Below are 24,611 nucleotides of genomic sequence, written 5' to 3'. Positions count from 1 at the left end.
GCACCATTGATTGACACCGTTTTCCCGATAGAGGAACAGCATGAGCGACAGCAACCACCATCGCCTGATCATTCTCGGCTCCGGCCCCGCGGGCTACACCGCCGCCGTCTACGCCTCGCGCGCCAACCTCAATCCCACGCTGATCACCGGTATCGAAGTGGGTGGGCAGCTCACCACCACTACAGATGTCGAGAACTGGCCCGGGGATATCGAGGGGCTCCAGGGCCCCGACCTGATGGAGCGCATGAAGGACCACGCCCAGCGCTTCAACACCGAGCTGGTGTACGACCACATCAACGGTGCTGACCTCAGCCAGCGGCCCTTCACCCTCACCGGCGATTCCGGCACCTACACCTGTGACGCGCTGATCATTGCTACCGGCGCCAGTGCCATGTACCTGGGCCTGGAGTCCGAGGAGACGTTCATGGGCCAGGGCGTGAGCGCCTGCGCCACCTGCGATGGTTTCTTCTACCGCAACCAGGACGTGGCCGTAATCGGCGGCGGCAACACCGCCGTGGAAGAGGCGCTCTACCTCTCCAACATCGCCAACAACGTCACCCTGGTCCACCGCCGGGACCAGCTGCGCGCGGAGAAGATCCTGCAGGACAAGCTGTTCGCGAAGGACAACGTCAGCATCATCTGGGATCACACCCTGGATGAGGTACTGGGCGATGCCACCGGCGTCACCGGCGCCCGCCTGAAGAACAAGCATTCCGGCGAGACCCGGGATCTGAATGTTGCCGGCGTTTTCATCGCCATCGGCCACAAGCCCAACACCGACCTTTTCCAGGGCCAGTTGGACATGAGCGGCGGCTATATCCGGATCCGCAGCGGCCTTGAAGGCATGGCGACGGAAACCAGCGTGCCCGGCGTCTTCGCGGCGGGTGACGTGGCTGACCACGTCTACCGCCAGGCGGTGACCTCGGCCGGCTTCGGGTGCATGGCGGCGCTGGACGCCGAAAAGTACCTCGACGGCCTCGCCTGATCCCTGCTCATGTCCGCGCTCCCCTGGCTGGACACACGCTCCCACTGGTTCCCGGATCCGGAAAGCGCTCTGGATGAACCGGACGGGCTTCTGGCCATCGGGGGCGATCTGCACCCCGATCGCCTTCTGAACGCCTACAGCCAGGGGATCTTCCCCTGGTTCTCCGACGACCAGCCCATTCTCTGGTGGTCTCCCAACCCGCGCTGTGTCCTCTTTCCGCCACACGTACACATCGCCCGCAGCCTGCGCCGCCGGCTCAACCGGGATGAACTGCGCATCACGGTGGACTGCGCCTTCGAGGACGTCATCCGTGACTGCGGCCGACTGCGCGAGGAAGGCACCTGGATCACCGGCGACATGGAAGCGGCCTACTGCCACCTCCATGAACTCGGCCATGCCCATTCCTTTGAAGCCTGGAACGCCGACGGCCAGCTTGTGGGCGGCCTCTACGGTGTTGCCGTCGGCCGCTGCTTCTTCGGGGAATCCATGTTCAGCCGGCAGCGTGATGCCTCCAAGATCGTGTTCGTGCACGTGGCCCGTCAGCTTGAACGCTGGGGCTATGCTCTGCTGGACTGTCAGGTGGAAAACAGCCACCTGTTGAGTCTGGGCGCCGAACGGATTTCACGCCGGCGCTTTTTGACTATACTCAGAGAGAATGTGGATCATCCCGCCGGACACGACTGGCGGATGGACTGGTTCTGGGGCCGGGAGTCCGATACATGAGCAGTCTCAAGACGCTGATCTTCTTCGCTACCCCCGAGCATCCGTGCAGCTACCTGACCGACCGTCAGGCAACGACCATGTTCGTCGATCCCCGGGCCCAGGTGGACCGCAACCTCTATACCCAGCTCACGGAACTGGGCTTCCGCCGCAGCGGCTCGCATTATTACCGCCCGCACTGCCGTGGCTGTAACGCCTGCATTCCGGTGCGGATTCCGGTCGAACGCTTCCAGCCGGATCGCTCCCAGCGCCGTGTGCGGCGCGACAACCGCGACCTGACCCTGATCCAGACGCCGGTGCGCTTCGACGAGGAAATCTACGACCTCTACGAGCGCTACGTTATTGAGCGCCACCACGACGGCGACATGTACCCACCCAGCCGGGAACAGTTCACCTCCTTCCTCATCGAAGGCAGCATCGACGGCTTCTTCCTGGAGATGCGGCGCGAGGGGCGGCTGATCGCGGTCGCCGTGGTGGACGTGCTCGATACCGGCCTGTCGGCCATCTACACCTTCTTCGAGCCCGGCGAGGAAAAGCGCAGCCTGGGCACCTTCGCCATTCTGTGGCAGGTCCAGGAGGCCCACAGGCGCGGCCTGCCGCACCTGTATCTGGGGTACTGGATCCGCCAGTGCCGCAAGATGAACTATAAGACCCGCTTCCGCCCGCTGGAGCAGCTGATGAATGGACGCTGGACCGAGCTGGTCACCAGCGACGGTATGCTGCACAATTCGCCCGCCTGATTTGGCAATGAACGCAAATTAAGGCAGAATTGCGCCACTCTGCCCCGGCATACGCCGTGTTCTGTTCAATCCCTGCCGGGCGCATACCAGCGTTTCATCAAAGTACGGAGTAGCAACTGAATGGCAAAGTCCGATGCCGTTGAAATGGAAGGCGTGATCGTCGATACCCTTCCCAACACCATGTTCCGTGTGGAGCTGGAGAACGGGCACACCGTTACCGCTCACATCTCGGGCAAGATGCGCAAGAACTACATCCGCATCCTGACTGGCGACAAGGTCAAGGTGGAGCTCACGCCCTATGACCTGAGCAAGGGCCGGATCACCTACCGCTACCGTTAACGGCTCCTTCCATTAAAAAACCCCGGGATCCGAATGGATGCCGGGGTTTTTCTGTTACGGGTCAACTCTATTCGACGGGTTCGGCTGGCTCTTCCGTTTCGAACTCGAACGCCAGGTCGTCGTCCTTCACATGGATGGAGACGTCGCCGCCGTTCTTCGACAGCCGCCCGAACAGGATCTCTTCCGCCAGGCCCTTCTTGATCTTCTCCTGGATCAGGCGGCCCATGGGACGTGCGCCCATGTTCTCGTCGTAGCCGTGCTGGGCCAGCCAGAGCTTGGCCTCGTCGTCCACGTGCAGCACCACCTGTTTCTCGTCCAGCTGGGCCTGGAGCTCCGTAAGGAACTTGTCGACCACGTGCGAGATGATTTCCGGACTGAGCGAACGGAACTGAATGATCCCATCCAGGCGGTTCCGGAACTCCGGCGTGAAGGTCTTGTTGATGATCTCCATGCCGTCGGTGCTGTGGTCCTGGTTAGCGAAGCCGATGGAACGCTTGGTCAGCACCTCCGCGCCCGCGTTGGTGGTCATCACCAGGATCACGTGGCGGAAGTCCGCCTTGCGCCCGTTGTTGTCCGTGAGCGTGCCGTGGTCCATGACCTGCAGCAGCAGGTTGAACACTTCCGGGTGCGCCTTCTCGATCTCATCAAGCAGCAGCACACAGTGCGGATGCTTGTTCACGTTCTCGGTCAGCAGCCCGCCCTGGTCGTAGCCCACGTAGCCCGGCGGTGCCCCGATCAGGCGTGATACCGTGTGGCGCTCCATGTACTCGGACATATCGAAGCGCACCAGCTCGATCCCCAGCAGGTTCGCCAGCTGGCGAGTAACCTCGGTCTTGCCCACGCCGGTGGGGCCGGCAAACATGAAGGCCCCCTCGGGTTTCTCCGGCGCTTTGAGCCCGGCCCGTGCCAGCTTGATGGCGGTGGAAAGGGACTCGATGGCCTCGTCCTGGCCGAAGACGGTCATCTTCAGGTCACGCTCGATGTTGCGCAGCACGTCCTTGTCCGAGGAGGACACATTCTTCGGGGGGATCCGTGCGATCGCCGCCACGATGTCCTCAATGGCCCCTTCGTTGATCACCTTGCGGCGCTTGGACACGGGCAGCAGTTGTTGCCGCGCCCCGGCCTCGTCAATCACGTCGATGGCCTTGTCCGGCAGGTGACGGTCGGTAATGTACCGGCCCGCCAGCTCTGCGGCGCTGCGCAGCGCCTTATCGGTGTACTTGAGCTCATGATGCTTCTCGAAGTGGCTCTTGAGCCCCTTGAGGATCCGGTAGGTGTCCTCAACGCTCGGCTCGTTCACATCAATCTTCTGGAAGCGCCGCGCCAGGGCACTGTCCTTCTCGAAGATCCCGCGGAACTCGGAGAAGGTGGTTGAGCCGATGCAGCGTATCTCGCCGGAGCCCAGCATGGGCTTGAGCAGGTTCGAAGCGTCCATGACACCACCCGAAGCCGAGCCGGCACCGATGATGGTGTGGATCTCGTCAATGAACAGGATGGCGTGCTCGCGCTTCTTCAGTTCCGCCAGCAGCGCCTTGAGCCGCTTCTCGAAATCACCCCGGTACTTGGTGCCGGCCAGCAGCGCGCCCAGATCCAGCGAGAACACTTCCGCATTCTTGATGACATCCGGCACATCACCATCCACGATCTTCTTGGCAAGCCCCTCGGCAATGGCGGTCTTGCCCACGCCGGCCTCGCCCACCAGCAGCGGGTTGTTCTTGCGCCGGCGGACCAGGATCTGGATGGTGCGCTCCACCTCATGCTCGCGCCCGATCAGCGGGTCGATGTGACCCTGGGTGGCACGCTCATTGAGGTTCTGGGCATAGGCTTCCAACGGATTGGAGCTCGTGCCTTCCTCCGCGCTCTCTTCCTGCTGCATCGATTCCGACTCCGAGCCGCCTTCTTTCTCATCCGGGCCTGACACCTTGGAGATGCCGTGGGAGATGAAGTTCACAACGTCGATGCGCGCGATGTTCTGTTTCTTGAGCACGAACACCGCCTGGCTCTCCTGTTCGCTGAAGATGGCCACCAGCACGTTGGCGCCGGTCACCTCCTTCTTGCCGGAGGACTGCACATGGAAAACGGCGCGCTGCAGCACACGCTGGAACCCGAGCGTCGGCTGGGTCTCGCGCTCACTGTCATTGGAGGGAATCAGCGGCGTCGTGGAATCCACGAAATCGTTGAGCTCCTCGCGCAGTCGCGGCAGGTCGGCCCCGCAGGCTTTAAGCACGCGTACGGCGGATTCGTTGTCGAGCAGTGCCAGCAGCAGATGCTCCACCGTCATGAACTCATGACGCTTGTCCCGCGCGTTACGGAATGCCTCGTTGAGGGTCAGTTCGAGGTCTTTACTGAGCATGGGCCACCCCGGTTTCAGTCAGCTCGTTCAATCTCACACAGCAGCGGATGATCGTGCTCGGAAGCATATTGATTCACCTGGGCCGCTTTCGTTTCCGCTATATCCCGAGTATAGACGCCACAGACCGCTTTGCCCTGAGTGTGTACCGCCAGCATGATCTGTGTCGCCTTTTCCTCCGGCATGGCGAAGAAGGTCATCAGAACCTCCACGACGAAATCCATCGGCGTGTAGTCGTCGTTCATCAGCACCACCCGGTACAGCGAGGGGTGCTTGACCTCGGGTTTCTCCGTTTCAACGGCGGTGCCGTCGTCCTGGCCCGGGTCCTCTTCTCCACCATCCTGATTCCATACTAGTAGAGCCTGATCCATCTTTACGAACCTGTCTTCAGTCATAATGTGTCGCCATGTACGGATTCCAGGCCATGCTCACCATCGCCCGGCTTGATTTTATCACGTTCATCCCGCGCGACACCCGCCCCGGTCACCCGCGACCAGTCCTCAAATCGGTTATACGCCACTTGACTCTGGTGGATTTTTAGTCAACAGTTTCCATAATGATTTTACAAAGCGTTACATTCATTCACCCGCTGTGACCAGGAGCTGTTTCCGGGGGAACCGGCTCCGGACGCCAACCAGGCAGTCGGCAGGCAGGGATTCTCTGAGAGCAAGGAGGAAGTGATGCATCAGGGCAAGGTCAAGTGGTTCAACAACGCCAAGGGGTACGGCTTCATCATCGAGGAGGGAGAAAGCGAGGATCTGTTCGTCCATTTTTCGTCCATCCAGATGGAAGGCTACAAGACGCTCAAGGCGGGCCAGCGTGTTGAATTCGAGAAACAGCCCAGCGCCAAGGGCATACACGCGGTCAACATCATCCCCCATGAAGCGCCGTCGCGGCGCAGGGAAAGCAGTGAGTCCGCCTCCCAGGAGGAAAGCAACGCTGGTACCGGCAGCGAGTCGCGTGCCCGACAGCCGGAGTCCCAGCAACAGACAGCCTGAACTCCCCACCCCGGCACCGGGGCATCCATGGTGCCCCGGCGGGCGCACTGCGTCCGCTCTTCCCTTCCGCCGCCGAGCGTTCTAGAGTCTGCACCCATTATGTCAGACCGGAGTTTGCCCGATGCAGTGGAAGCCCAATGCCACCGTGGCCGTTGTTGTCCCCGATGCGGATCGGTTCCTGATGGTTGAGGAGCACAGCGAGGGCGCCGTGGTCCTCAACCAGCCTGCGGGCCACATCGAGGAAGGCGAATCCATACTGGAAGCCGCACGGCGTGAGGCCCTGGAGGAAACCGGCTATCCGGTAACGCTCACAGCCTTTCTCGGCATCTATGTGTTCCGTTCGCCCCATAACGGACTCACCTATCACCGCTATGCCTTTATCGGAGAAGCGGGCCCGCGGGAAACCGACGCGCTTGATGATGGCATTATCGCAGCACACTGGCTTACCCCCGGTGAGCTGGATGCCCGCAGTGATCAGCTGCGCAGCCCTCTGGTCGCCAACTGCATCAGCGACTACCGCAGCGGACGGCGTTTCCCGCTGGACCTGATCCGGGAGGCCACCCCGCAGTGACGCACCCGCGCCAATCCCCTACAATAGGCGCCCTATGACCGAAGTCCAGAATCCCGGCAACGCAAACGCCCCCCACGTCATCGTCGGTATGTCCGGCGGTGTTGACTCCTCCGTGGCCGCCCTGCTGCTCAAACAGCAGGGCTACCGCGTGGAGGGTCTGTTCATGAAGAACTGGGACGAGGCGGACGGCACCGAGCACTGCACCATCATGGAGGATCTGGCGGATGCCCAGGCTGTGGCAGGGCGCATCGGGATTCCGCTGTATACCGCCAGCTTCTCCGGTGAATACTGGGACCGCGTTTTTGAGCACTTCCTGGCCGAATACAGCGCTGGCCGCACCCCCAACCCGGACATCCTGTGCAACAAGGAGATCAAGTTCCGGGCCTTTCTCGATCATGCGGTTACGCTCGGCGCTGATTACATTGCGACCGGCCATTACGCCCGCCGGCGCGTGATCGGCGACGGCAGCCAGGCCCAGCTTCTACGGGGGCTGGACGGCAATAAGGACCAGAGCTACTTCCTGCACGCGGTGGCCGGTGAACGGCTGGCCCGCACCCTCTTCCCGCTGGGGGACATGGACAAGACCGAGGTCCGCCGGATCGCGGAGGACGCTGGCCTGGTCACCCACGACAAGAAGGACAGCACAGGGATCTGCTTTATTGGTGAACGCCGCTTCAGCGATTTCCTCAAGACCTATCTGCCGGCCCAGCCCGGGAACATCGAAACCCCGGACGGTGATGTGATCGGGCGCCACCAGGGCCTGATGTACCACACCATCGGTCAGCGCCAGGGTCTTGGAATCGGGGGGCTTTCCGGTTACAGCACCGAGCCCTGGTACGTGGCGGACAAGGACCTGGACCGCAACGTCCTGGTCGCCGTCCAGGGGGGCCAGCATCCCCTGCTGTACCGGCAGGGTCTGTACACCTGGCACATCGACTGGGTTACCGGGGCGCCGGAACTGCCCCTGCGCTGCGTTGCCAAGAACCGTTATCGCCAGCCGGATCAGAGCTGCACCCTGGAGGCCGCCGGTGACGGCTATCGCGTCCTTTTCGATGAACCCCAGCGCGCGGTTACACCCGGCCAGTCGGTAGTCTTCTATCAGGGCGAGGTCTGCCTGGGTGGCGGCGTCATCGAACGCACCTTCATGGACGAGGCGGGCTCGCCCGGCGAATCCATTCCCATGCAGGGGCAGTCCGCGTGAGCGCCAGTCTGCGCGACCAGACCCTGGCGCTGGCCGGCATCTTCCAGGCTGCCAGCCTGGTACACCAGACGGCCACCAAGGGCCAGTGTCTGCAGGACCCACTGGAAACCACCATCCGCTCCCTGTTCGAAACGGATCCGGGCAACACCCTGGATGTCTACGGCGACCTTTATGGCCTGCGTGAAGGCCTGAAAACACTGAGCCGGGCCATGGGCCAGCAGCCCGCCAGCCAGGACGCGCAGATCCTGCGCTACAGCCTGAGCCTGGTCCAGCTGGAGGCGCGTCTGCACAAACAGCCGGACATGATGGACACCATTGGTGAGCGCATCGAACAGGCACGGCGGACCGTTGAGCATTTCGGCCCGACCCACCCGAACGTGCAGCGCAACCTGGCCAGCATCTACCAGGACACGCTCAGCACGTTCCGGATCAAGATCAACGTCAACGGTCACCGCCAGTACCTTGAAATTGAAGAGAACGCGGCCCGCATCCGTGCCTGCCTTCTGGCCGGCATCCGCTCGGCCGTGCTCTGGCGCCAGCTGGGTGGCCGGCGCTGGCAGCTGCTCTTCCGCCGCAAGCGCCACGTCGCCATCGCCGACGGCATTCTCCACGACCTCGACTGAGCGCCTGCCTGCAGCCCGTCCGCTCGTGTATAATAGGCCCTTTACCCATTGCACGAGAGGCTTGTCTCCATGGATCTGAACGCCCTCACGGCGATCTCGCCCGTCGACGGTCGTTATGGCAGCAAAGTGGCGCCGCTGCGTGAAATCGTCAGTGAATACGGGCTCATCCGCGCCCGGGTGACCGTCGAAGTACGCTGGCTCCAGCACCTGGCCGCGCAGCAGGACATCCCCGAAGTCCCTGCATTCTCCGAGGCTGCCAACCGCTTTCTGGACGACATGGTGACCGGTTTCAGTCTAGACGATGCCGAGACCATCAAGGCCACCGAGCGTACCACCAACCATGACGTGAAGGCGGTGGAATACTTCATCAAGGAGCGCATCGCCTCGGTCAGTGAGTCACTGCCAGAGCTCACCGAGGTCTCCGAGTTCGTGCACTTCGCCTGCACCTCAGAGGACATCAACAACCTCTCCCACGCACTCATGCTGCGCGAGGCCATGGACACCCAGATCCTGCCAACCATGGATGAGCTCCTGGAGCGCCTTCAGGGCATGGCGGAAGAGCTTGCCGAGCAGCCGATGCTGGCCCGCACCCATGGCCAGACCGCCTCGCCCACCACGGTCGGCAAGGAACTGGCCAACAGCGCCTACCGCCTGTCCCGCCAGCGCGAGCAACTGGGCGGCACAGCGCTCATGGGCAAGATGAACGGCGCCGTGGGTAACTACAACGCGCACCTCTGCGCCTACCCGGAAGTGGACTGGGAAACGCTCAGCCGCGACTTCGTGGAGGGGCTGGGCCTGAGCTGGAACCCCTACACCACCCAGATCGAACCCCATGACTGCGTGGCTGAGCTCTTCAACGCCCTGAGCCGTTTCAATACAGCGCTGACCGATCTGGATCGGGACCTGTGGGGCTACATCTCGCTCGGCTACTTCAAGCAGCGCACCGTTGCCGGCGAGGTGGGATCCTCCACCATGCCCCACAAGGTCAATCCCATCGACTTCGAGAACTCCGAGGGCAACCTGGGGCTGGCCAACGCCATACTCGACCATCTCGCATCCAAACTGCCCATATCCCGCTGGCAGCGCGATCTGACCGATTCCACGGTTCTACGCAACCTGGGCGTGGGCCTGGCGCACAGCCTGATCGCCTGGCAGGCCACCCTGAAAGGACTCTCCAAGCTGGAGATCAACCCCCAGCGCCTGGACGAGGATCTGCAGCAGGCGTGGGAGATCCTGGCCGAGCCCATCCAGACCCTGATGCGCCGCTACCGGGTGGAAAAGCCCTATGAGAAGCTCAAGGAGCTCACCCGCGGCAGGGATATGACCCCGGAGGCCATCCACACGTTCATCGACGGTCTGGATATCCCCGAAGCGGCGCGTGAGCAGCTGCGCAGCCTGACACCGGCCCGCTATACCGGTAATGCCGCGGAACAGGCGCGTTCAATCCGCGCCCGTTCCCCGAAGTGACCCCTGAGACCGAAGGCCCGAAACCCCATGTCCGTACTCGGCGAAACCAGCATCGAGCGCTTCCTCAGCGACTACTGGCAGAAGAAGCCACTGATCATCCGCAACGCCTTTCCGGGTATTGAATCACCGGTCTCGGTGGACGAGCTCGCCGGACTCGCCTGTGAGGAGGCGGTGGAATCCCGTCTTGTGTTTGAAACGGAGAACGACAAGCCCTGGCAGCTCCACAACGGGCCCTTCGAGGAGACCTACCTGCAGTCGCTTCCGGACCGGGACTGGACCCTGCTGGTCCAGGGCCTGGATCACTGGGTGCCGGAGGCGGCGGAGCTGCTGGAACACTTCCGGTTCGCGCCCAACTGGCGCCTGGACGACATCATGGCCAGCTTCGCGCCTGTCGGCGGCAGCGTCGGTCCCCACTTCGACCGCTACGATGTGTTCCTGCTCCAGACCATCGGCCAGCGGCGCTGGAAGATCGGGGGCGTTCACGACAACACCTCACCCCGGGTCGAGGGTACGCCACTGCACATTCTCGCGGATTTTGAGACTCAGGAAGAAGCCGTACTCAATCCCGGTGACATGCTCTATCTGCCCCCCGGCGTGGCCCACTGGGGTATTGCCGAGGACGACTGCATGACCCTGTCCATCGGATTCCGCACGCCCAGCCATGCGGATGTGGTAACCGGTGTCGCGGACTCTGTGGCCGACAGCCCCGCGCTGGATCGCCAGCTGGAGGATCCGGCGCCCGCGCTTCAGGATAACCCGGGGCGCATCAGTGACAGCCAGATCAAGGAACTGCAATCGATCCTTGAGAAAGCACTTCAGAATCCGGACGCCATCGCCAGCTGGTTCGGCCAGGCCATGACCGAACCGAGTCACGAAGGCATTGTCGAGCCACCGGAAGACCCGATGGATGCCACAACCCTCCAGGAACTGGTCGCCGAAGGCAATCCCCTTGTCTGGAACGAGGGCAGCCGCTTCAGCTTTTACGACCTCCCTGACGACGGCGGCCGCCTGCTGTTCGTGGACGGCCAGCGCTTCCGCCTGACCGGCAACGCCACCGGCATTGCCGCCGTCCTCTGCGCCGGCCGGCATCCGGACATGGGCGCCCTCACCGACTATATGCGGGAATCCGCGCTCGCGGATCTGGTGGTCTCGCTGGTCAACCAGGGCAGCCTCTACCCCGAGGATGATGAGGGGGAGGAGGACGACGAGGCATGAGAATCGAGGCGCACCCCGCCGGCCAGCTGCCGGAAGCCGCCATAGCCCTGCGCCGCCAGGTGTTCACGGCTGAACAGCAGGTGCCCGAGGAACTGGAGTGGGATGATACCGACGCCAGCGCGGTGCATTACCTTGTCCATGACGACACCGGCGAGCCCATTGCGACGGCGCGTCTTTACGAGGCACAGACCGGATGGGGCGCCATAGGCCGTATGGCGGTCGCCGCCAGCGCACGCGGCCAGGACGTGGGAACACGCCTTCTGACCCGGATGCTCCAGGATGGGCTTGCGACCTGGAACCGCTTCACACTTGGCGCCCAGGAGACAGCCGTCGATTTCTACCGGCGGCTGGGGTTCTATGTGGTCTCGGACAGGTACATGGATGCCGGCATCCCCCACAGGCGCATGAACTGCACCGCGCCCTCGCTGGTCACCCAGCAGGAGGCCGAAACCCGGTGCCCCTTCCTGCTGGCCTCGGACACCACCAGCTGGCAGCTCGGCGCCAACGGCGATCAGCTGGAAGCGCTCCTCGCCATGGCGGAACAGGCAACCCGGCGGCTCTGGATTCATGACAGCACCCTCAGCCATGCCCTCTATGACGACAGCGAGCTGGAACAGGCGGTGTCACAGCTGGCCCGGCGCAGCCGCCACAGCGACATCCGGTTTCTCATCCATGACGACAGCCCACTGGTGAAGCGCCGGCACAGCCTGGTGGAGCTGATGCGCCGACTGCCCAGCCGCATGGGCCTCAGACTGGTGAATACAAGCTACCCCCACCCCAGTCGCCCCGTGATTCTTGTGGACGACAGCGGCGTCATCAGTCGGCATGATTTCAATGCGGCCGAAGGCTTTGCCAACGCCTCGGCGCCGCGCCGGGTGCGCCCCTTTGCCGAGGAGTTCGAGCGTGCCTGGGAATACGGCCGCAGCTCCGTGGAACTGCGCGACCTGCCCCTCTGAGGCTCAGCGTTCCGAGGGATGGGCCGGTTCCGGACCGGCCGGGATGAAATCCGCCGCAAAGGGCTCGAAGGCCTGATTCAGCTCCTCCGCCCCCTCCACGATCCGCTGGCGCAGCCACTGATGATCCGGATTATGCTGCAGCAGGGGGCTCCAGGCCATCTTGAGGTCAATCGGCGGAATCGGGAACGGCGGCGCCTTGACCACCAACCCCGGATTGTCCTTCTGCAGCCAGGCCGCACGGCATGGCAGTGTCGCCATCACATCGTGCTGCTCCGCCAGCAGGGTCGCCACCTGATAATGGCGGGTGAACACCGAGATCCGGCGCTTGCGGCCCAGCTTGCCCAGCGCCTCATCCACCCACCCCAGGCGCTGCACATCGCGCGGGTTCACGCCCACGCCGACACCGAAACCGGTCTTGCTGACCCAGATGTGATTCGCCTGAAGGTAGGTGTCCAGAGTGAACGGCTCGCGCAGCACCGGGTTCTCATTGCTCATCAGGCAGGCGAACCAGTCGGTCCAGAGGGTGCGCTGATGGAACGACTGCGGGATGGTGTCAAAGCGGTTGATGGCCATATCCACCCGCCCCTGCTCCACATCCAGAAAGCTCACGTCCGAGGGGGTCAGCACATCCAGGGTCACGTGCGGCGCCAGCCTGCGGATCAGGCGCAGAACCCGGGGCATGAGCGTGGATTCCGCGTAGTCGCTGGCCATGATGCGGAAAACCCGCTCACTGGCCCCGGCATCGAATGACCCGGTCTTCTGGACTGTCTGCTCCACCTGGGCCAGGATCTCGCGCACCCGGGGCTGGAGCCCCAGGGCCCGCTCCGTTGGGCTCATGCCCTCGCTTGTGCGCACCAGCAGCGGATCATCAAACAGTTCCCGCAGCCGGCGCAGCCCATTGCTCATGGCGGGCTGTGTCAGGCCGAGGTAGCTGGCCGCTCGCGTGACGCTCTTCTCGCGCAGCAGCACATCCAGATACACCAGCAGGTTGAGGTCGATCCGGGACAGATCCATGCCATCTCCAGGGTCAGAAGAGCGGCCATTATGCCGTTACAGCGGCGTGCCAGACCAGTCTGGACCGCTTTGCTCGTCCATTCATGCAGTTATCAGGCATCTCGTCTATACTGGAACCATTCCGGATACCACAGCGTGTACTGACTATGACCACTATCGCCATCATCGGTGTTCTGGCGCTATTGCTGATCATCGGCCTTGTCCTGATCGTTGTCAGCCAGATGCGTGAAAAGGCGCGCGTGGAACGCATGCGCCGCGTCAAGGCCCTGGAGGATGGCCACAGCCTCCTGCGCCGGTTCGTTGACGAACTGCCCAACTCCTTTCTGGACAAGGCTCTGCGCCGCCTCATACTGCAGCGGGCACTGGAACTGGCGGGCCAGCTGCGGGAACTCAATGCGCCGGGTAACCCGAAGGCGCTGGAGGAAGCCGACCAGGCCGCACTGTCGGCGCTGGAATCCGGCCAGGTCGAGGGCCCCGGCGAGTTCCCGATGAACGACCCGCAACGGGTCAAGGAAATCCGCAGCCTGCTGCAGATGCTTTTCCGGTTCGTGGAACGCCAGAAGAAGGCGGGACGGGTGTCCGCCGAAGCCTCGCGCCAGCACCTCGTCAACATTCTTTTCCTGGTACACCGTGTCTATGCCGAACTGATGGTTTTCCAGGCACAGGACCATGAACAGGCCAAACGCTACCGCAAGGCCATCCACTGCTATCACCTGGCGGCAAGTGAGCTGGAGAAATCCAAGGATCACCCGGATGCGGCTGAGCTGGTAACGCGTTACCGTGAGCGCATCAAGGAACTCAACCGGCTGGCCGAGGGACAGGATCCCAATGCTGAGCGCACTGAAGCGGTCATGCCCAGCAGCGTGAACCGTGAATGGGAAGAGTTCATCCACGAGGAAGAGGCCTGGAAGAAGAAAGCGGATTACGACAGCTGAGGCCTCCTGAGGAGGTTCTGGAACGATCGCCGGAGGCAAGGCCTCCACTGAAAAGGGACAGACCGGCGTGGATTCAAGGCTTTCACAGCGTTTATCGTTCCGCCTGACCCGCAATGTGGTACTGGCAGCACTGACCCTCGGGGTCCTGCTGAACCTGGGCGTGGTCACGCTGGACTACTTCAACGCCCGCTCCAACATGAACAGCGAGATCCGGGCCCTGATGGAGATCAGCCACAGCCCGGCCTCCCAGATCGCCTACAACATCGATACCCGGCTTGCCGAAGAACTGCTGGACGGCCTGCTGCGCCACCCCGCCATCGTGAGCGCGCGCATTGAGGATCCCCAGGGGCGCATTCTCGCCCAGCGCCAACGCCCCACCTCCGATAGTCCCTACCGCTGGTTGAGCGACTCCCTTTTCCAGCCACGCCGTGACTACAGTGAGCAGCTGCACGTCTCCCAGCTGCAGGAGATGGAACTGGGTCATCTCCATGTGACCATCGACACCTACCCGTTCGGCAGCACCTTTCTCCAGCGTGCCGGCTACACCCTGCTCAGCGGCTTCATCATGAGCCTGGCCCTGGCGGGTCTGCTGCTGGTGATCTTCTACCTGATGATCACCAAACCACTGCTCCGGGTGGTCAGCGGGCTCCAGGACGTGGACTCGGACAACGCAGAGAAAGCGCGCCTGCCGACCCCGAGGCGCCATGAGCATGATGAGATCGGGCTTCTGGTGCACATCACCAATGAGCACCTTGATACCATCGACAACAGCCTCCAGAAGCTGCGCGAGGCGGAAGGCCGGCTCAAGGAGTACAACGAGAAGCTGGCCCAGATCGTTGAGGCCCGGACCTCCGAGATCCGGGACAAGAATGAAGCCCTCCAGCGTTCCAACCGGGCACTGATCGACGCCCGCGAGGAAGCCCTGGAAACGGCGCGCGCACGGGCGGATTTCCTCGCCAGCATGAGCCATGAGATCCGGACGCCGCTGAACGGGCTCCTTGGCATGCTGCGCCTGGCACTCGAGAACCGGCTCAGCGCCCCCCAGAGGGAGCGTATGGAGCTGGCACTGAGCGCCGGCGAGAACCTGGTGGCCCTGGTCAATGACATCCTGGACATTTCCAAGGTCGAGGCCGGCAAGCTCACCCTTGAACACATCGGCCTGGACCCCGGGGCACTCGCCGAGGAGTGCGCAACCCTGTTTGCCCAGCAGAGTGTGCGCACCGCGGATGTCGCCATCGTTACGCGCATTGCGCCGGACATTGAGCCGGTCTACCTGGGGGATCCCACCCGTCTGCGCCAGATCATCAACAACCTCATGGGCAATGCCATCAAGTTCACCTCCCGTGGGCAGATCACCCTCAGCCTTGACCCCCACCACGACGGCCTCGAGCTGGTCGTGACCGATACCGGTATCGGCATGTCCAGGGAGGCCCAGAAGATGGTTTTCTCGCCGTTCTCACAGGGACAGGCGGACACCGCACGACGCTTCGGCGGGACCGGGCTCGGCCTTACCCTGTGCCGGCAGCTGGTGGACCGGATGGGGGGCACCATCGAAGTCTCGTCACAGGAGCAGGAAGGTACCCGCGTCAGGGTCCACCTGCCGCTCGAGGTCGACCCGGAAGCAACGCCGCGCAGCGGTGAGAGCGACTTCGGAGGCATGCACACACTGCTGCTGACAGGGCACGACAACCCCCATGCCCCGCCCCTTCAGGATCATCTGCGCTACTGGGGCGCACACGTGCGCCACCAGACCACGTTACCGGAGACAGGTGCCGGACTGGATGTGGAGAACCAGGATCTGATCATCATCGACAGTCAGGACACTGGATGGCGCGCACTGCTGGACCGGGCCCAGCGCTGCCCACCGGTTGTCCATCTCGGCACGGATGGCGACGGTGCCGACCGTTCCGAGACCATCCAGTTGCCCCTGGTGCGCCGTCAGCTGGTCAACACCCTGCGCATCGCCATTGGGCTCACTGCCGTGGGCTCGCCCTCACACGAGGGGGCACCACGTTCATCCGTCGCACTGGATGTGCTTCTGGTGGAGGACAACCAGGTCAACCAGATGGTGGCCAGCGGCATGCTGCGTAAACTCGGTCACCGGGTCGTGGTCCGGGAAAACGGCCAGCTGGCTCTTGAATACCTGCAGAGCAACCACTGTGACCTGGTTCTGATGGACTGCCAGATGCCGGTCATGGACGGTTTTGAGGCCACGCGGACAATACGCGCCACCGAAGGGCTCGCGCATTTGCCGGTGATCGCGGTCACCGCCAACGCCATGGAAGGCGACCGCGAACAGTGCCTCAGCGCCGGTATGAACGATTACCTCACCAAGCCCTACAGTATCGAGGCCATGCGCGAGGTTCTGGAACGCTGGGGCGCGGGGGCGGAGGCTCAGTCGTCCCGGGGGTGAAGCTCCAGCGCCGCCGAATTGATGCAGTATCGCAGCCCCGTGGGCTCAGGCCCGTCCGGGAACACATGCCCGAGATGGGCGTCACAATGGGCACAGAGCGCCTCGGTACGCACCATCCCGTGGCCGCGATCGACCCGCTCGGTAACGGCCCCGTTGCTGGCCGGCTGCCAGTAACTCGGCCACCCGGATCCCGAATCGAACTTGTGCCGGGCATCAAAAAGCGGCTCACCACAGCAGACGCAGCAATAGACCCCGTCCTGCTTGCAGTCATTGTATTCACCGCTGAACGGCCTCTCCGTGCCACCCTCGCGGGTGACCCGGTAACTTTCCGGGGACAGCCGCTCAAGCCATTCCTGATCGGACTGGTTTACTTTTGTCATCTCGTGAGCCTCCGCTACAATACCGAGTGCGCCAACTCAGGGGTTTACAACAGAATGCAGCAATTTGAGAAATCCGCCAAGCTTGAGAACGTCTGCTACGACATTCGCGGTCCCGTCCAGCAGGAAGCCCACCGGCTCGAGGAGGAAGGTCACCGGATCCTCAAGCTCAACATCGGCAACCCCGGCGCATTCGGCCTGGATATCCCGGAGGAGATCCAGCAGGACGTGGTGCACAACCTGCCCACGGCCCAGGGCTACTGTGACTCCAAGGGGCTGTTCTCCGCGCGCAAGGCGGTGATGCAGTACAGCCAGCAGCTCGGTATCCCGGACGTGGACATTGACGATGTCTTCATCGGCAACGGCGTCAGCGAGCTGATCGTCATGGCCACCCAGGCGCTGCTGAACACCGGCGATGAAGTCCTCATTCCCGCACCGGACTATCCGTTGTGGACGGCCGCGACCACCCTCTCCAGCGGCCGGCCCGTGCACTACCGTTGCGACGAGAAGCAGGACTGGTACCCGGACATTGACGATATCCGCGCCAAGATCACCACGCGCACCCGGGCCATTGTTCTGATCAACCCCAACAATCCCACGGGCGCGGTCTACTCTGCCGATCTGCTGGAACAGGTGATCCGGCTGGCGCGCGAGCACGATCTGGTGGTACTGGCTGACGAGATCTACGACAAGATCCTGTACGACGGCAACAAACACATACCGGCCGCCTCCCTGGCGGATGACATCCTGTTCATGACGTTCGGCGGCCTCTCCAAGAACTACCGAGCTGCCGGCTACCGCGCCGGATGGATGATCATCAGCGGCGCCAAGCACCGTGCCGAGGGCCTGATCGAGGGCATCAACATGCTGGCCTCGATGCGCCTGTGCGCCAATGTGCCGGCCCAGACCGCCATCCAGACCTCCCTGGGGGGCTACCAGTCCATCAATGACCTGGTGGTTTCCGGTGGCCGCCTCTGCGAACAGCGGGACCTGGCCTGGAAGATGCTGAACGACATCCCCGGCGTCAGCTGCGTGAAACCCTCGGGTGCACTGTATCTCTTTCCGCACCTGGATCCGGAGGTCTACCCCATCCGCAGCGATGAACAGATGGTCTACGACCTGCTGCGACAGGAACAGATGCTGCTGGTACACGGCTCGGCCTTCAATCTGCCGGACACCCAGCACTTCCGGGTGGTCTTCCTGCCCAGGGTGGACATGCTGGAGGACGCCATTGGCCGTCTCGGCCGTTTCCTGGAGCATTACCGGCAGGACTGAGGGAGAGCGCCCATGGCCGATCTCCACATTGAGGATTTCTACCGGGACACGGCTGCGATCCTGATCCACCTCTACAACCGCTTCCCGCGCAAGGGCGCGGTTTTTGTGGAGGACATCGCCGGCGACGACGAGCCCGACGAATTCGGTCTGCACAGCAACCGCCACATGGCCTGCTTCGGCACCATGCTCTGGCTGGCCGACGAAGGGCTGCTGCGGTACGAGTCCGTGATCGGCCAGGATGCCGTGGACCAGGCCGTGCTCACCGCGGAGTGTTTCAACAGGCTCTCCACCCAGTACCCCGAGGGCGAAGCGGCCGGCGGCAGCGGGCTGATCCGGGAAGCCGCCCTCGCCGTGAACCGCATCCGTCAGTGCATGGCGAACGGGACCTCGACGGAACTCTCGGAAACGGTCCACCGGTTTCTCTTCGATCCGCCCACACGTCTCTGAACCTTCTGTAATACACGTATTCCGCGCTTGAATCCCGCCCTGGAACCCCCAATATAAAGCGCTGGATAACAGGTCCTGATCCGGGAGAGGACGACCCATGAGAATACTGCTTCTGCTCGCCACCAACCTGGCGGTGATCATTCTGGCCAGCGTCACGCTGCGCCTTCTGGGCTTTGACAGCTATTTCGAACAGCAGGGGCTGAACTTCACCGCCCTGCTGATCTTTGCCGCGGTAATCGGCTTCGGTGGCTCTTTCGTCTCGCTTCTGATGTCCAAGTGGATTGCCAAGAAGTCCACGCGGGCCCGGGTTATCGAGAATCCCTCAAACCCGGCGGAGCAGTGGCTGGTTGAAACCGTGCAGCAGATCGCCCGGGAAGCGGGTGTGAAGACGCCCGAAGTCGCCATCTTCCCGGCCCAGCAGTCCAATGCATTCGCCACGGGCTGGAACCGGAACGAGGCGCTCGTGGCGGTCAGCGAAGGCATGCTGCAGCGCTTCAACAAGGATGAGATCCGGGCTGTTCTGGCCCATGAGATGGGGCATGTTGCCAGCGGCGATATGGTGACGCTGGCTCTGATTCAGGGCGTTGTGAACACCTTCGTGATCTTTCTCGCGCGAGTGGTGGGCTCATTCGTTGACCGCGCCGTGTTCAAGAATGAGGGCGGCCACGGTATCGGCTTCATCATGGTGACGATCGTTGCCGAGATCGTGCTGGGCATCCTGGCGAGCACCATCGTGTTCTGGTTCTCACGGCGCAGGGAGTTCCGGGCGGATGCCGCCGGCGCCCGCTGGGGCAGCAACGAAGGCATGATCTCGGCGCTGCAGAGACTCAAGCGGGAGGCGGGAATGCCGGATGAAATGCCGGACAGCATGCAGGCCTTCGGCATCACCAGTGGTGTGCGTTCCGGGCTGCAGAAGCTCTTCGCCAGCCACCCGCCGCTGGACGAGCGCATCGAGGCGCTGCGCAACCGCACCCATCAGTAGATGAGCGTGAAGCCGGCGGCCTCCAGCTGCCGGTTCAGGACCGGGTCACTGCCCGCTGACAGATGGTGGAAACCCAACTCCCGGCGGACCGGATAGTCCCTGCGCAGACGGTCAAACGCACTGGCCCTGCTGGACCGGGAACGGTCGAGGGTCGCACGGAGCTGGTGGGCGTCACGGCGCGGATCATAGGTGGCCAGCAACACCTCCTCCAGGGCGGCGGGAAGCGCATCCAGTGTGGCCGGCTCGGGCACCAGTGCTTCCAGGGCTGGCTCCGACTCCACAGCCAGCCAGCGATTCAGGGCCTGGGCCAGCATCACGGTTCCCCGAAGCTTGCCTTCCAGGCTGTAGCCGGCGATGTGGGGCGTGGCGATGCGGACCATGCGCGCAAGCTGCGGATCAACCAGCGGCTCTCCTTCCCAGACATCCAGTGCCGTCCAAGGGCCACCGTCAGCAGCCTCCAGGCGTTCACGCAGGGCGGCGTTGTCCACAACCGCGCCACGTCCCGCGCTGATCAGCACCTGATCCGGCCTCAGGGCCTGAATGCGCCCGGCATCCAGCAGGTGTTCCGTGGGCCAGCATCCGCCCCGGACCAGTGGCGCATGCAGCGCGATCCGGTTACAGGCCAGAACCTCATCCAGTCCGACCAGACCCGTAACACCGCTCCGGGCCAACGGTGGATCGGTTACCCGGGTTTCAATGCCGAGCGCCTGCAGTCGCCTGTGAACACGGCTGCCGACATTGCCGAAACCCACAATCCCGACGGCACCATCCGTCAGGGTTTTCCCCTGTTCAACGGCGGCCAGTGCCAGCACGGCCAGCACGTAATCGGCAACCGCTTCGGCATTGCAGCCCGGTGCTGAGGCCCAGGCAATACCCTGCTGCTCAAGCCAGTGGGTATCCAGATGATCCGTGCCGATGGTGGCCGTGCCCACCCAGCGCACGGGCGTTCCCTCCAGAAGGACCGCGTCGACACGGGTAACGGAGCGCACCAGGAGAACGTCCACATCCTGCAGATCAGCCTGGCGGATGGAGCGCCCCGGCAGCGTCCGGATCTCACCGGAACCACCGAAGCAGGCCGGCAGCGCGGGAATATTCTCGTCCGCCAGGATGCGCAGGCCGCTCATCCGGAGGCGTCTTCTTCTCGGCGCTGGCTGCGATTGCGATTACGCTGGCGCCCGGGCTTGCCGTCTCCGCCCTCCGAATGCTCAGGCTTTTTTGCCGGTTCCGGCAGCGGCACCATCAGCGGGTCCGGTGGGCGTACAAAACTCAGTGACTGGTTCAGGTAGTTCTCCAGATCCGGGAGCACAAAGCTATCATCCTCACCGGCCAGGGTGACCGAGGTTCCGGAGGCGCCAGCCCTGCCGGTGCGCCCGATCCGGTGCACGTAATCCTCGGGATTGTCGGGCAGGTTGAAGTTGAACACGTGGGAGACGTCTTCCACATGGATGCCGCGGGCCGCCACATCCGTGGCCACCAGCACCCGGATATCCCCCTCCTTGAAGCGGTTGAGGGTGCTGATGCGCTTGTTCTGGGGGATCTCGCCAGACAGCAGCGCCGAATGCACCCCGTGAGCGCGCAGCTTCGCCTCCAGATCCCGGGTCTGGTCCCGCCGGTTGGCGAAAACAATGGCGCGGCTGACCTCGTCCCGCTGGAGGAAATTGATCAGCACCATCTCCTTGTCGGAATCGCTGACCGTGAAGAAGATCTGTTCAACCCGTTCAGCCGCCTTGTTTTCCGGCTCGATCTCGATGAATTCCGCGTTCTCACTCCACATGGCAGCCAGGTTGAGAACATCCTGGTTGAAGGTGGCACTGAAAAGCACGGTCTGGCGTCCGGACTTCGGGGTGCAGTGCCGGATGATCTTCTTCACGTCCGGGATGAAGCCCATGTCGAGCATCCGGTCCGCCTCGTCCAGTATCAAAAGATCAAGCTGATCCAGGAAGACGTCCTTGCTGCCAAGGAAATCCAGCAGCCTCCCCGGCGTCGCCACCAGGATATCGATGGCTTCATTGCGGATCTGCTTGCGCTGGCGGTCGTAGTTCATACCGCCCACAGTGGTCACCACGTTATGGCCACTGTGACGGGTCAGCGCTTCCGCATCCCGGGCGATCTGCATCGCCAGCTCACGGGTCGGCGCCAGTGCCAGAACCCGGGGTTCACTGGCATAGCGCTGCTCAAAGGGAATGGGGTTCTCCAGCAGACGCTGGATGGCACTGATCAGGAAAGCGGCTGTCTTGCCGGTGCCGGTCTGGGCCTGGCCGATGAGATCCAGCCCCTTCAGGGTCTTCGGCAGCGCCTCGCCCTGGATGCCGGTGCAATGCTCAAAGCCAAGCTCATCAATAGCGCGCTGCAACCGCTCATCCAGATTGAAATCCCGGAATCGGGGCTGCGGCACCGCCTCCTGATTGTCCTGACTCTGGTTCTGCTCCTGGCCCTGCTCCACCTTCTCTGGCTCTGTTTCCGCAGGGGTTTCGGCCTGGTTGTTCATTGAACCTCCTCTGATCCAATCAGTTGGGCCCGGGTGAAGGGGTAGCCCTGGAAATAATGCCGGGTGCCGTAAAAGGCCTGCAATGCGTCCAGAAACCGGGCGGCCCTGGGGGGCATGGCCTCATCCAGGCAGCACCGCACCTCGGCATGCACCCTTTCGGCAAAGCGCTCCCTCTGCCCGGGCACCTCACCGGCCAGGTTGTCCATGCTCAGATGGAAACGGCGACCCGCGGCCACCGTGAACAGCCACTCAAGGGCCTGGGGCCTGGCCTCGACCTGCTCAAACATGGCCTGGCTATCCCCATCACGACCATCGGGTTCATACCAGTAGCCGTAGTCGTAGAGCTGACGGCGACGATGGCCGGCTATGCACCAGTGGCTGACCTCATGCAGGGCACTGGCGTAGAAACCATGGGCAAATACTATCCGATTCCACCGGCACTCGCCATCGGCCGGCAGGTACTCGGGTTCATCCCCACCGGGCACCAGAATGGTGGCGTGGCTGGGCTGGAAAAGGCCGTTGAACAGCCGTACTAGATCCGCGTAGGAATCCGGGAGAGGTTCAGCTGACATCATGGCGCCAGTCTAGGGATTGTGCCGCAACCTTCAAGCATTCGTTATAATAGGCGCGCTCAGCCCACTTCCGAGCCATAGGAGTCCCCATCATCCTGACACGTCTGCTGATCCTGCTGTTCGCTCTTGTCGGCCCGGCTGCCGCCCAGTCACCGTTCTCCGACGGCAGCGGCGGTAACTTTCCACCGGTCGAGGAAGCTTTTCCGTTCACTGCCTGGGCGGAAGACGGTGAGCTCGTCCTGAACTGGGACGTGACGCCAGAGTACTACCTCTACGAGAACCGCATCAGCATCGAGACCGAACCGGCGGATGCCCTTGCCCTGCCCCCGCGGTTCAGCATTGACAGTAACATCAAGGATGATCCCTATTTCGGCCAAACCCCCGTCTTCTACGAGCCAGTCAGTGCCAGCCTGAGCCCCGCCGAGGGTCATGGTAGCAGCCCCATCCGTGTCACCGTGGAATGGCAGGGGTGTGCCGAGGCCGGCCTGTGCTACACGCCCCAGACGGAGACACTGCGCTACAACCCCGCCGACGGCAGCGTGATGTATCCGGCACCGGAGAAGGACACCGCCTCCAGTGCCTCAGCGGGCAGCGACAGTTCTCCTCCCTCCGGCGGCGATGACGGCCGCTGGCGTGGCGGCAGCCTGGAGACACTGCTGAGCAGCGACTCCCTGCTCTGGGCCATGCTGGTGTTCTACGGCCTGGGGCTGGGGCTGACCTTCACACCCTGCGTGCTGCCCATGATCCCGATCGTCTCGGCGGTTGTCGCCGGCCAGCGCCAGCTCAACACTCTGCAGGCCTTCTACCTCTCCCTGGCCTATGTCCTGGGTATGGCGCTGACCTATGCCGCGGCGGGCGTGCTGGTGGGCCTGCTCGGTGCCTCCTTCAACATCCAGGCCCATCTCCAGGCCCCCTGGGTTCTGGCCCTCTTTGCCGGGCTGTTCACGCTGCTGGCACTGGCCATGTTCGGCGTTTTCGAGATCCGCCTTCCGGAGCGCGTCATGAACCGCCTCACGCGCCAGAGTGAGCGCCTCAGCGGTGGTAATGTCGCCGGCGTGGCGGGCATAGGCGCTCTCTCCGCCCTGATTGTCTCCCCCTGCGTCACGGCACCGCTGGCCGCCGCCCTGGTCTATCTGAGTGCCACCCAGAATGCGGCCATGGGCGGACTTGCGCTCTTTGCCCTGGCGCTGGGCATGGGTACGCCACTGATCCTGGTGGGTACCGGGGGACGGCGCTTCATGCCGCAGCCCGGCCCCTGGATGAACCGCATCAAGGCGGCTTTCGGCATCCTCATGCTGGCCGTCGCCATCTGGCTGCTGGAACGGGTGATCCCCGGCCCGGCCACACTGGTGCTCTGGGCCCTCCTGCTGGCGGTCACCGGGGTCCAGCTGGGCGCTTTTGAACCCCTGGGCGAAGGCTGGCCACGCACCCGCAAGGGCATCGGCGTGGTGCTGGTGCTGCTGGCCGCCATGCTTCTGGCCGGGGCCATGGCCGGGGCCGGTGACCCTCTGCGGCCCCTTGAGCCCTTCCGTGCCGGGTCCGGAAATGGCGCCTCCGGGCTACCGGAAGAACCCTTTGAGCGGATCGTCGACGCTGATCGTATCGAAGCCCGTCTGGAACGGGCAGCCGAGGCCGGCAAGCCGGTGATCCTGGACTTTTACGCGGACTGGTGCATCAGCTGCAAGGTGATGGAACGTCAGGTATTCGACACCGAGCCGGTCCTGAAAGCCATGAGGGGGTTCGAGCGCCTCCAGGTGGATGTAACGGACAACACGGCCGCCGACCAGGCCCTGCTCGACCGTTTCAACCTTTTCGGGCCGCCCACCCTGCTGTTCTTCAACGCCCAGGGAGAGGAGCTCAAGCAGGCGCGCATCCTTGGCGAAATGGACCAGGACGAGTTCCTCGAGCACCTTGAGCGTGTCCGCGAGCGGACAGGCGTCTGA

24 protein-coding genes are annotated in these 24,611 nt (G+C 63.3%); 17 read left to right on the top strand and 7 right to left on the bottom strand.

From position 1 onward, the window contains the following. Nucleotides 1–40 precede the first annotated feature (40 nt). The 4 genes from trxB (at nt 41) to infA (ending at nt 2,784) form a co-directional block, all read left to right on the top strand. Entirely contained in the window at nt 41–985 is a 945-nt protein-coding gene (gene trxB, locus F3089_RS03460; protein WP_095616971.1) for a thioredoxin-disulfide reductase, read from the top strand. A gap of 9 nt (nt 986–994) precedes the next feature. Beyond that, complete coding sequence (gene aat, locus F3089_RS03455) at nt 995–1,708, top strand: leucyl/phenylalanyl-tRNA--protein transferase (protein ID WP_151439452.1); 714 nt, start codon at nt 995–997, stop codon at nt 1,706–1,708. Then, nucleotides 1,705–2,445: an arginyltransferase gene (locus F3089_RS03450; protein ID WP_151439451.1), complete on the top strand. Its 741-nt coding sequence runs from the start codon at nt 1,705–1,707 to the stop codon at nt 2,443–2,445. Before aat ends, F3089_RS03450 begins: the two co-directional genes overlap by 4 nt. Nucleotides 2,446–2,565: 120 nt before the next feature. Further along, a complete protein-coding gene (gene infA, locus F3089_RS03445) occupies nt 2,566–2,784 on the top strand; it encodes a translation initiation factor IF-1 (protein ID WP_077531475.1) in 219 nt (72 codons plus the stop codon). 67 nt (nt 2,785–2,851) lie between these two features. Here infA and clpA read toward each other — a convergent pair whose 3' ends face one another. Further along, nucleotides 2,852–5,137 carry an ATP-dependent Clp protease ATP-binding subunit ClpA gene (gene clpA / locus F3089_RS03440; protein ID WP_151439450.1) on the bottom strand — a complete coding sequence of 762 codons (2,286 nt, stop codon included), beginning with the start codon at nt 5,135–5,137 and terminating at the stop codon, nt 2,852–2,854. 14 nt (nt 5,138–5,151) lie between these two features. Next, nucleotides 5,152–5,529 carry an ATP-dependent Clp protease adapter ClpS gene (gene clpS / locus F3089_RS03435; RefSeq protein ID WP_225741659.1) on the bottom strand — a complete coding sequence of 126 codons (378 nt, stop codon included), beginning with the start codon at nt 5,527–5,529 and terminating at the stop codon, nt 5,152–5,154. Between the two features lie 285 nt (nt 5,530–5,814). Here clpS and F3089_RS16155 point away from each other — a divergent pair, with 285 nt between their 5' ends. The 7 genes from F3089_RS16155 (at nt 5,815) to F3089_RS03400 (ending at nt 12,165) form a co-directional block, all read left to right on the top strand. Next, a complete protein-coding gene (locus tag F3089_RS16155) occupies nt 5,815–6,132 on the top strand; it encodes a cold shock domain-containing protein (protein WP_151439449.1) in 318 nt (105 codons plus the stop codon). 121 nt (nt 6,133–6,253) lie between these two features. Next, nucleotides 6,254–6,703 carry an NUDIX hydrolase gene (locus F3089_RS03425; protein ID WP_151439448.1) on the top strand — a complete coding sequence of 150 codons (450 nt, stop codon included), beginning with the start codon at nt 6,254–6,256 and terminating at the stop codon, nt 6,701–6,703. A gap of 34 nt (nt 6,704–6,737) precedes the next feature. Next, nucleotides 6,738–7,904 (top strand): tRNA 2-thiouridine(34) synthase MnmA, encoded by a 1,167-nt coding sequence (mnmA, locus tag F3089_RS03420; RefSeq protein WP_151439447.1) that lies wholly within the window; start codon nt 6,738–6,740, stop codon nt 7,902–7,904. Beyond that, nucleotides 7,901–8,527, top strand: coding sequence for a high frequency lysogenization protein HflD (gene hflD / locus F3089_RS03415; protein WP_151439446.1), 627 nt, complete (start codon nt 7,901–7,903; stop codon nt 8,525–8,527). The genes mnmA and hflD overlap by 4 nt, the downstream gene beginning before the upstream one ends. Before the next feature lie 69 nt (nt 8,528–8,596). Beyond that, nucleotides 8,597–9,994 carry an adenylosuccinate lyase gene (gene purB / locus F3089_RS03410; protein ID WP_151439445.1) on the top strand — a complete coding sequence of 466 codons (1,398 nt, stop codon included), beginning with the start codon at nt 8,597–8,599 and terminating at the stop codon, nt 9,992–9,994. Between the two features lie 27 nt (nt 9,995–10,021). Then, nucleotides 10,022–11,209, top strand: a complete 1,188-nt coding sequence (locus F3089_RS03405; protein ID WP_151439444.1) for a cupin domain-containing protein — start codon at nt 10,022–10,024, stop codon at nt 11,207–11,209. Then, nucleotides 11,206–12,165 (top strand): GNAT family N-acetyltransferase, encoded by a 960-nt coding sequence (locus F3089_RS03400; protein WP_151439443.1) that lies wholly within the window; start codon nt 11,206–11,208, stop codon nt 12,163–12,165. The genes F3089_RS03405 and F3089_RS03400 overlap by 4 nt, the downstream gene beginning before the upstream one ends. A 3-nt stretch (nt 12,166–12,168) precedes the next feature. On the opposite strand, the gene F3089_RS03395 is transcribed toward F3089_RS03400, so the two are convergent. Beyond that, on the bottom strand, nt 12,169–13,179 hold the full coding sequence (locus F3089_RS03395) for a LysR family transcriptional regulator (protein WP_151439442.1): 1,011 nt from the start codon (nt 13,177–13,179) through the stop codon (nt 12,169–12,171). 146 nt (nt 13,180–13,325) lie between these two features. On the opposite strand from F3089_RS03395, the gene F3089_RS03390 reads away from it, so the two are divergent. Together F3089_RS03390 and F3089_RS03385 are read left to right on the top strand one after the other, a co-directional pair. Continuing rightward, a complete protein-coding gene (locus tag F3089_RS03390) occupies nt 13,326–14,114 on the top strand; it encodes a hypothetical protein (protein WP_151439441.1) in 789 nt (262 codons plus the stop codon). A 67-nt stretch (nt 14,115–14,181) separates the two neighbouring features. Beyond that, nucleotides 14,182–16,527 carry an ATP-binding protein gene (locus F3089_RS03385; protein ID WP_151439440.1) on the top strand — a complete coding sequence of 782 codons (2,346 nt, stop codon included), beginning with the start codon at nt 14,182–14,184 and terminating at the stop codon, nt 16,525–16,527. Here the strand turns inward: F3089_RS03385 and msrB are convergent. Beyond that, a complete protein-coding gene (gene msrB / locus F3089_RS03380; RefSeq protein WP_151439439.1) occupies nt 16,509–16,907 on the bottom strand; it encodes a peptide-methionine (R)-S-oxide reductase MsrB in 399 nt (132 codons plus the stop codon). The genes F3089_RS03385 and msrB overlap by 19 nt on opposite strands. Before the next feature lie 54 nt (nt 16,908–16,961). On the opposite strand from msrB, the gene F3089_RS03375 reads away from it, so the two are divergent. The 3 genes from F3089_RS03375 (at nt 16,962) to htpX (ending at nt 19,608) form a co-directional block, all read left to right on the top strand. Beyond that, nucleotides 16,962–18,179: a pyridoxal phosphate-dependent aminotransferase gene (locus tag F3089_RS03375; protein ID WP_151439438.1), complete on the top strand. Its 1,218-nt coding sequence runs from the start codon at nt 16,962–16,964 to the stop codon at nt 18,177–18,179. A gap of 12 nt (nt 18,180–18,191) precedes the next feature. Next, a complete protein-coding gene (locus F3089_RS03370) occupies nt 18,192–18,626 on the top strand; it encodes a hypothetical protein (RefSeq protein WP_151439437.1) in 435 nt (144 codons plus the stop codon). A 97-nt stretch (nt 18,627–18,723) separates the two neighbouring features. Next, entirely contained in the window at nt 18,724–19,608 is an 885-nt protein-coding gene (gene htpX / locus F3089_RS03365) for a protease HtpX (RefSeq protein ID WP_151439436.1), read from the top strand. Here htpX and F3089_RS03360 read toward each other — a convergent pair. From F3089_RS03360 to F3089_RS03350, 3 genes are read right to left on the bottom strand one after another with little or no spacing between them, the layout of a single operon-like run. After that, nucleotides 19,602–20,723, bottom strand: coding sequence for a 4-phosphoerythronate dehydrogenase (locus tag F3089_RS03360; protein ID WP_151439657.1), 1,122 nt, complete (start codon nt 20,721–20,723; stop codon nt 19,602–19,604). The two genes, htpX and F3089_RS03360, sit on opposite strands and share 7 nt — an antisense overlap. A 5-nt stretch (nt 20,724–20,728) precedes the next feature. Continuing rightward, nucleotides 20,729–22,096 carry a DEAD/DEAH box helicase gene (locus F3089_RS03355; RefSeq protein WP_151439435.1) on the bottom strand — a complete coding sequence of 456 codons (1,368 nt, stop codon included), beginning with the start codon at nt 22,094–22,096 and terminating at the stop codon, nt 20,729–20,731. After that, nucleotides 22,093–22,668: an elongation factor P hydroxylase gene (locus F3089_RS03350; protein ID WP_151439656.1), complete on the bottom strand. Its 576-nt coding sequence runs from the start codon at nt 22,666–22,668 to the stop codon at nt 22,093–22,095. The genes F3089_RS03355 and F3089_RS03350 overlap by 4 nt, the downstream gene beginning before the upstream one ends. A 77-nt stretch (nt 22,669–22,745) precedes the next feature. On the opposite strand from F3089_RS03350, the gene dsbD reads away from it, so the two are divergent. Further along, nucleotides 22,746–24,611 carry a protein-disulfide reductase DsbD gene (gene dsbD / locus F3089_RS03345; RefSeq protein WP_151439434.1) on the top strand — a complete coding sequence of 622 codons (1,866 nt, stop codon included), beginning with the start codon at nt 22,746–22,748 and terminating at the stop codon, nt 24,609–24,611.

Origin of the sequence: Halospina sp. K52047b (genome assembly GCF_008709855.1) — a bacterium.
Classification (GTDB): Bacteria; Pseudomonadota; Gammaproteobacteria; order Pseudomonadales; family Oleiphilaceae; genus Halospina; species Halospina utahensis_B.
Note: the sequence above shows the minus strand (reverse complement) of the source record. Positions and strands in the feature narration are given on the sequence as shown.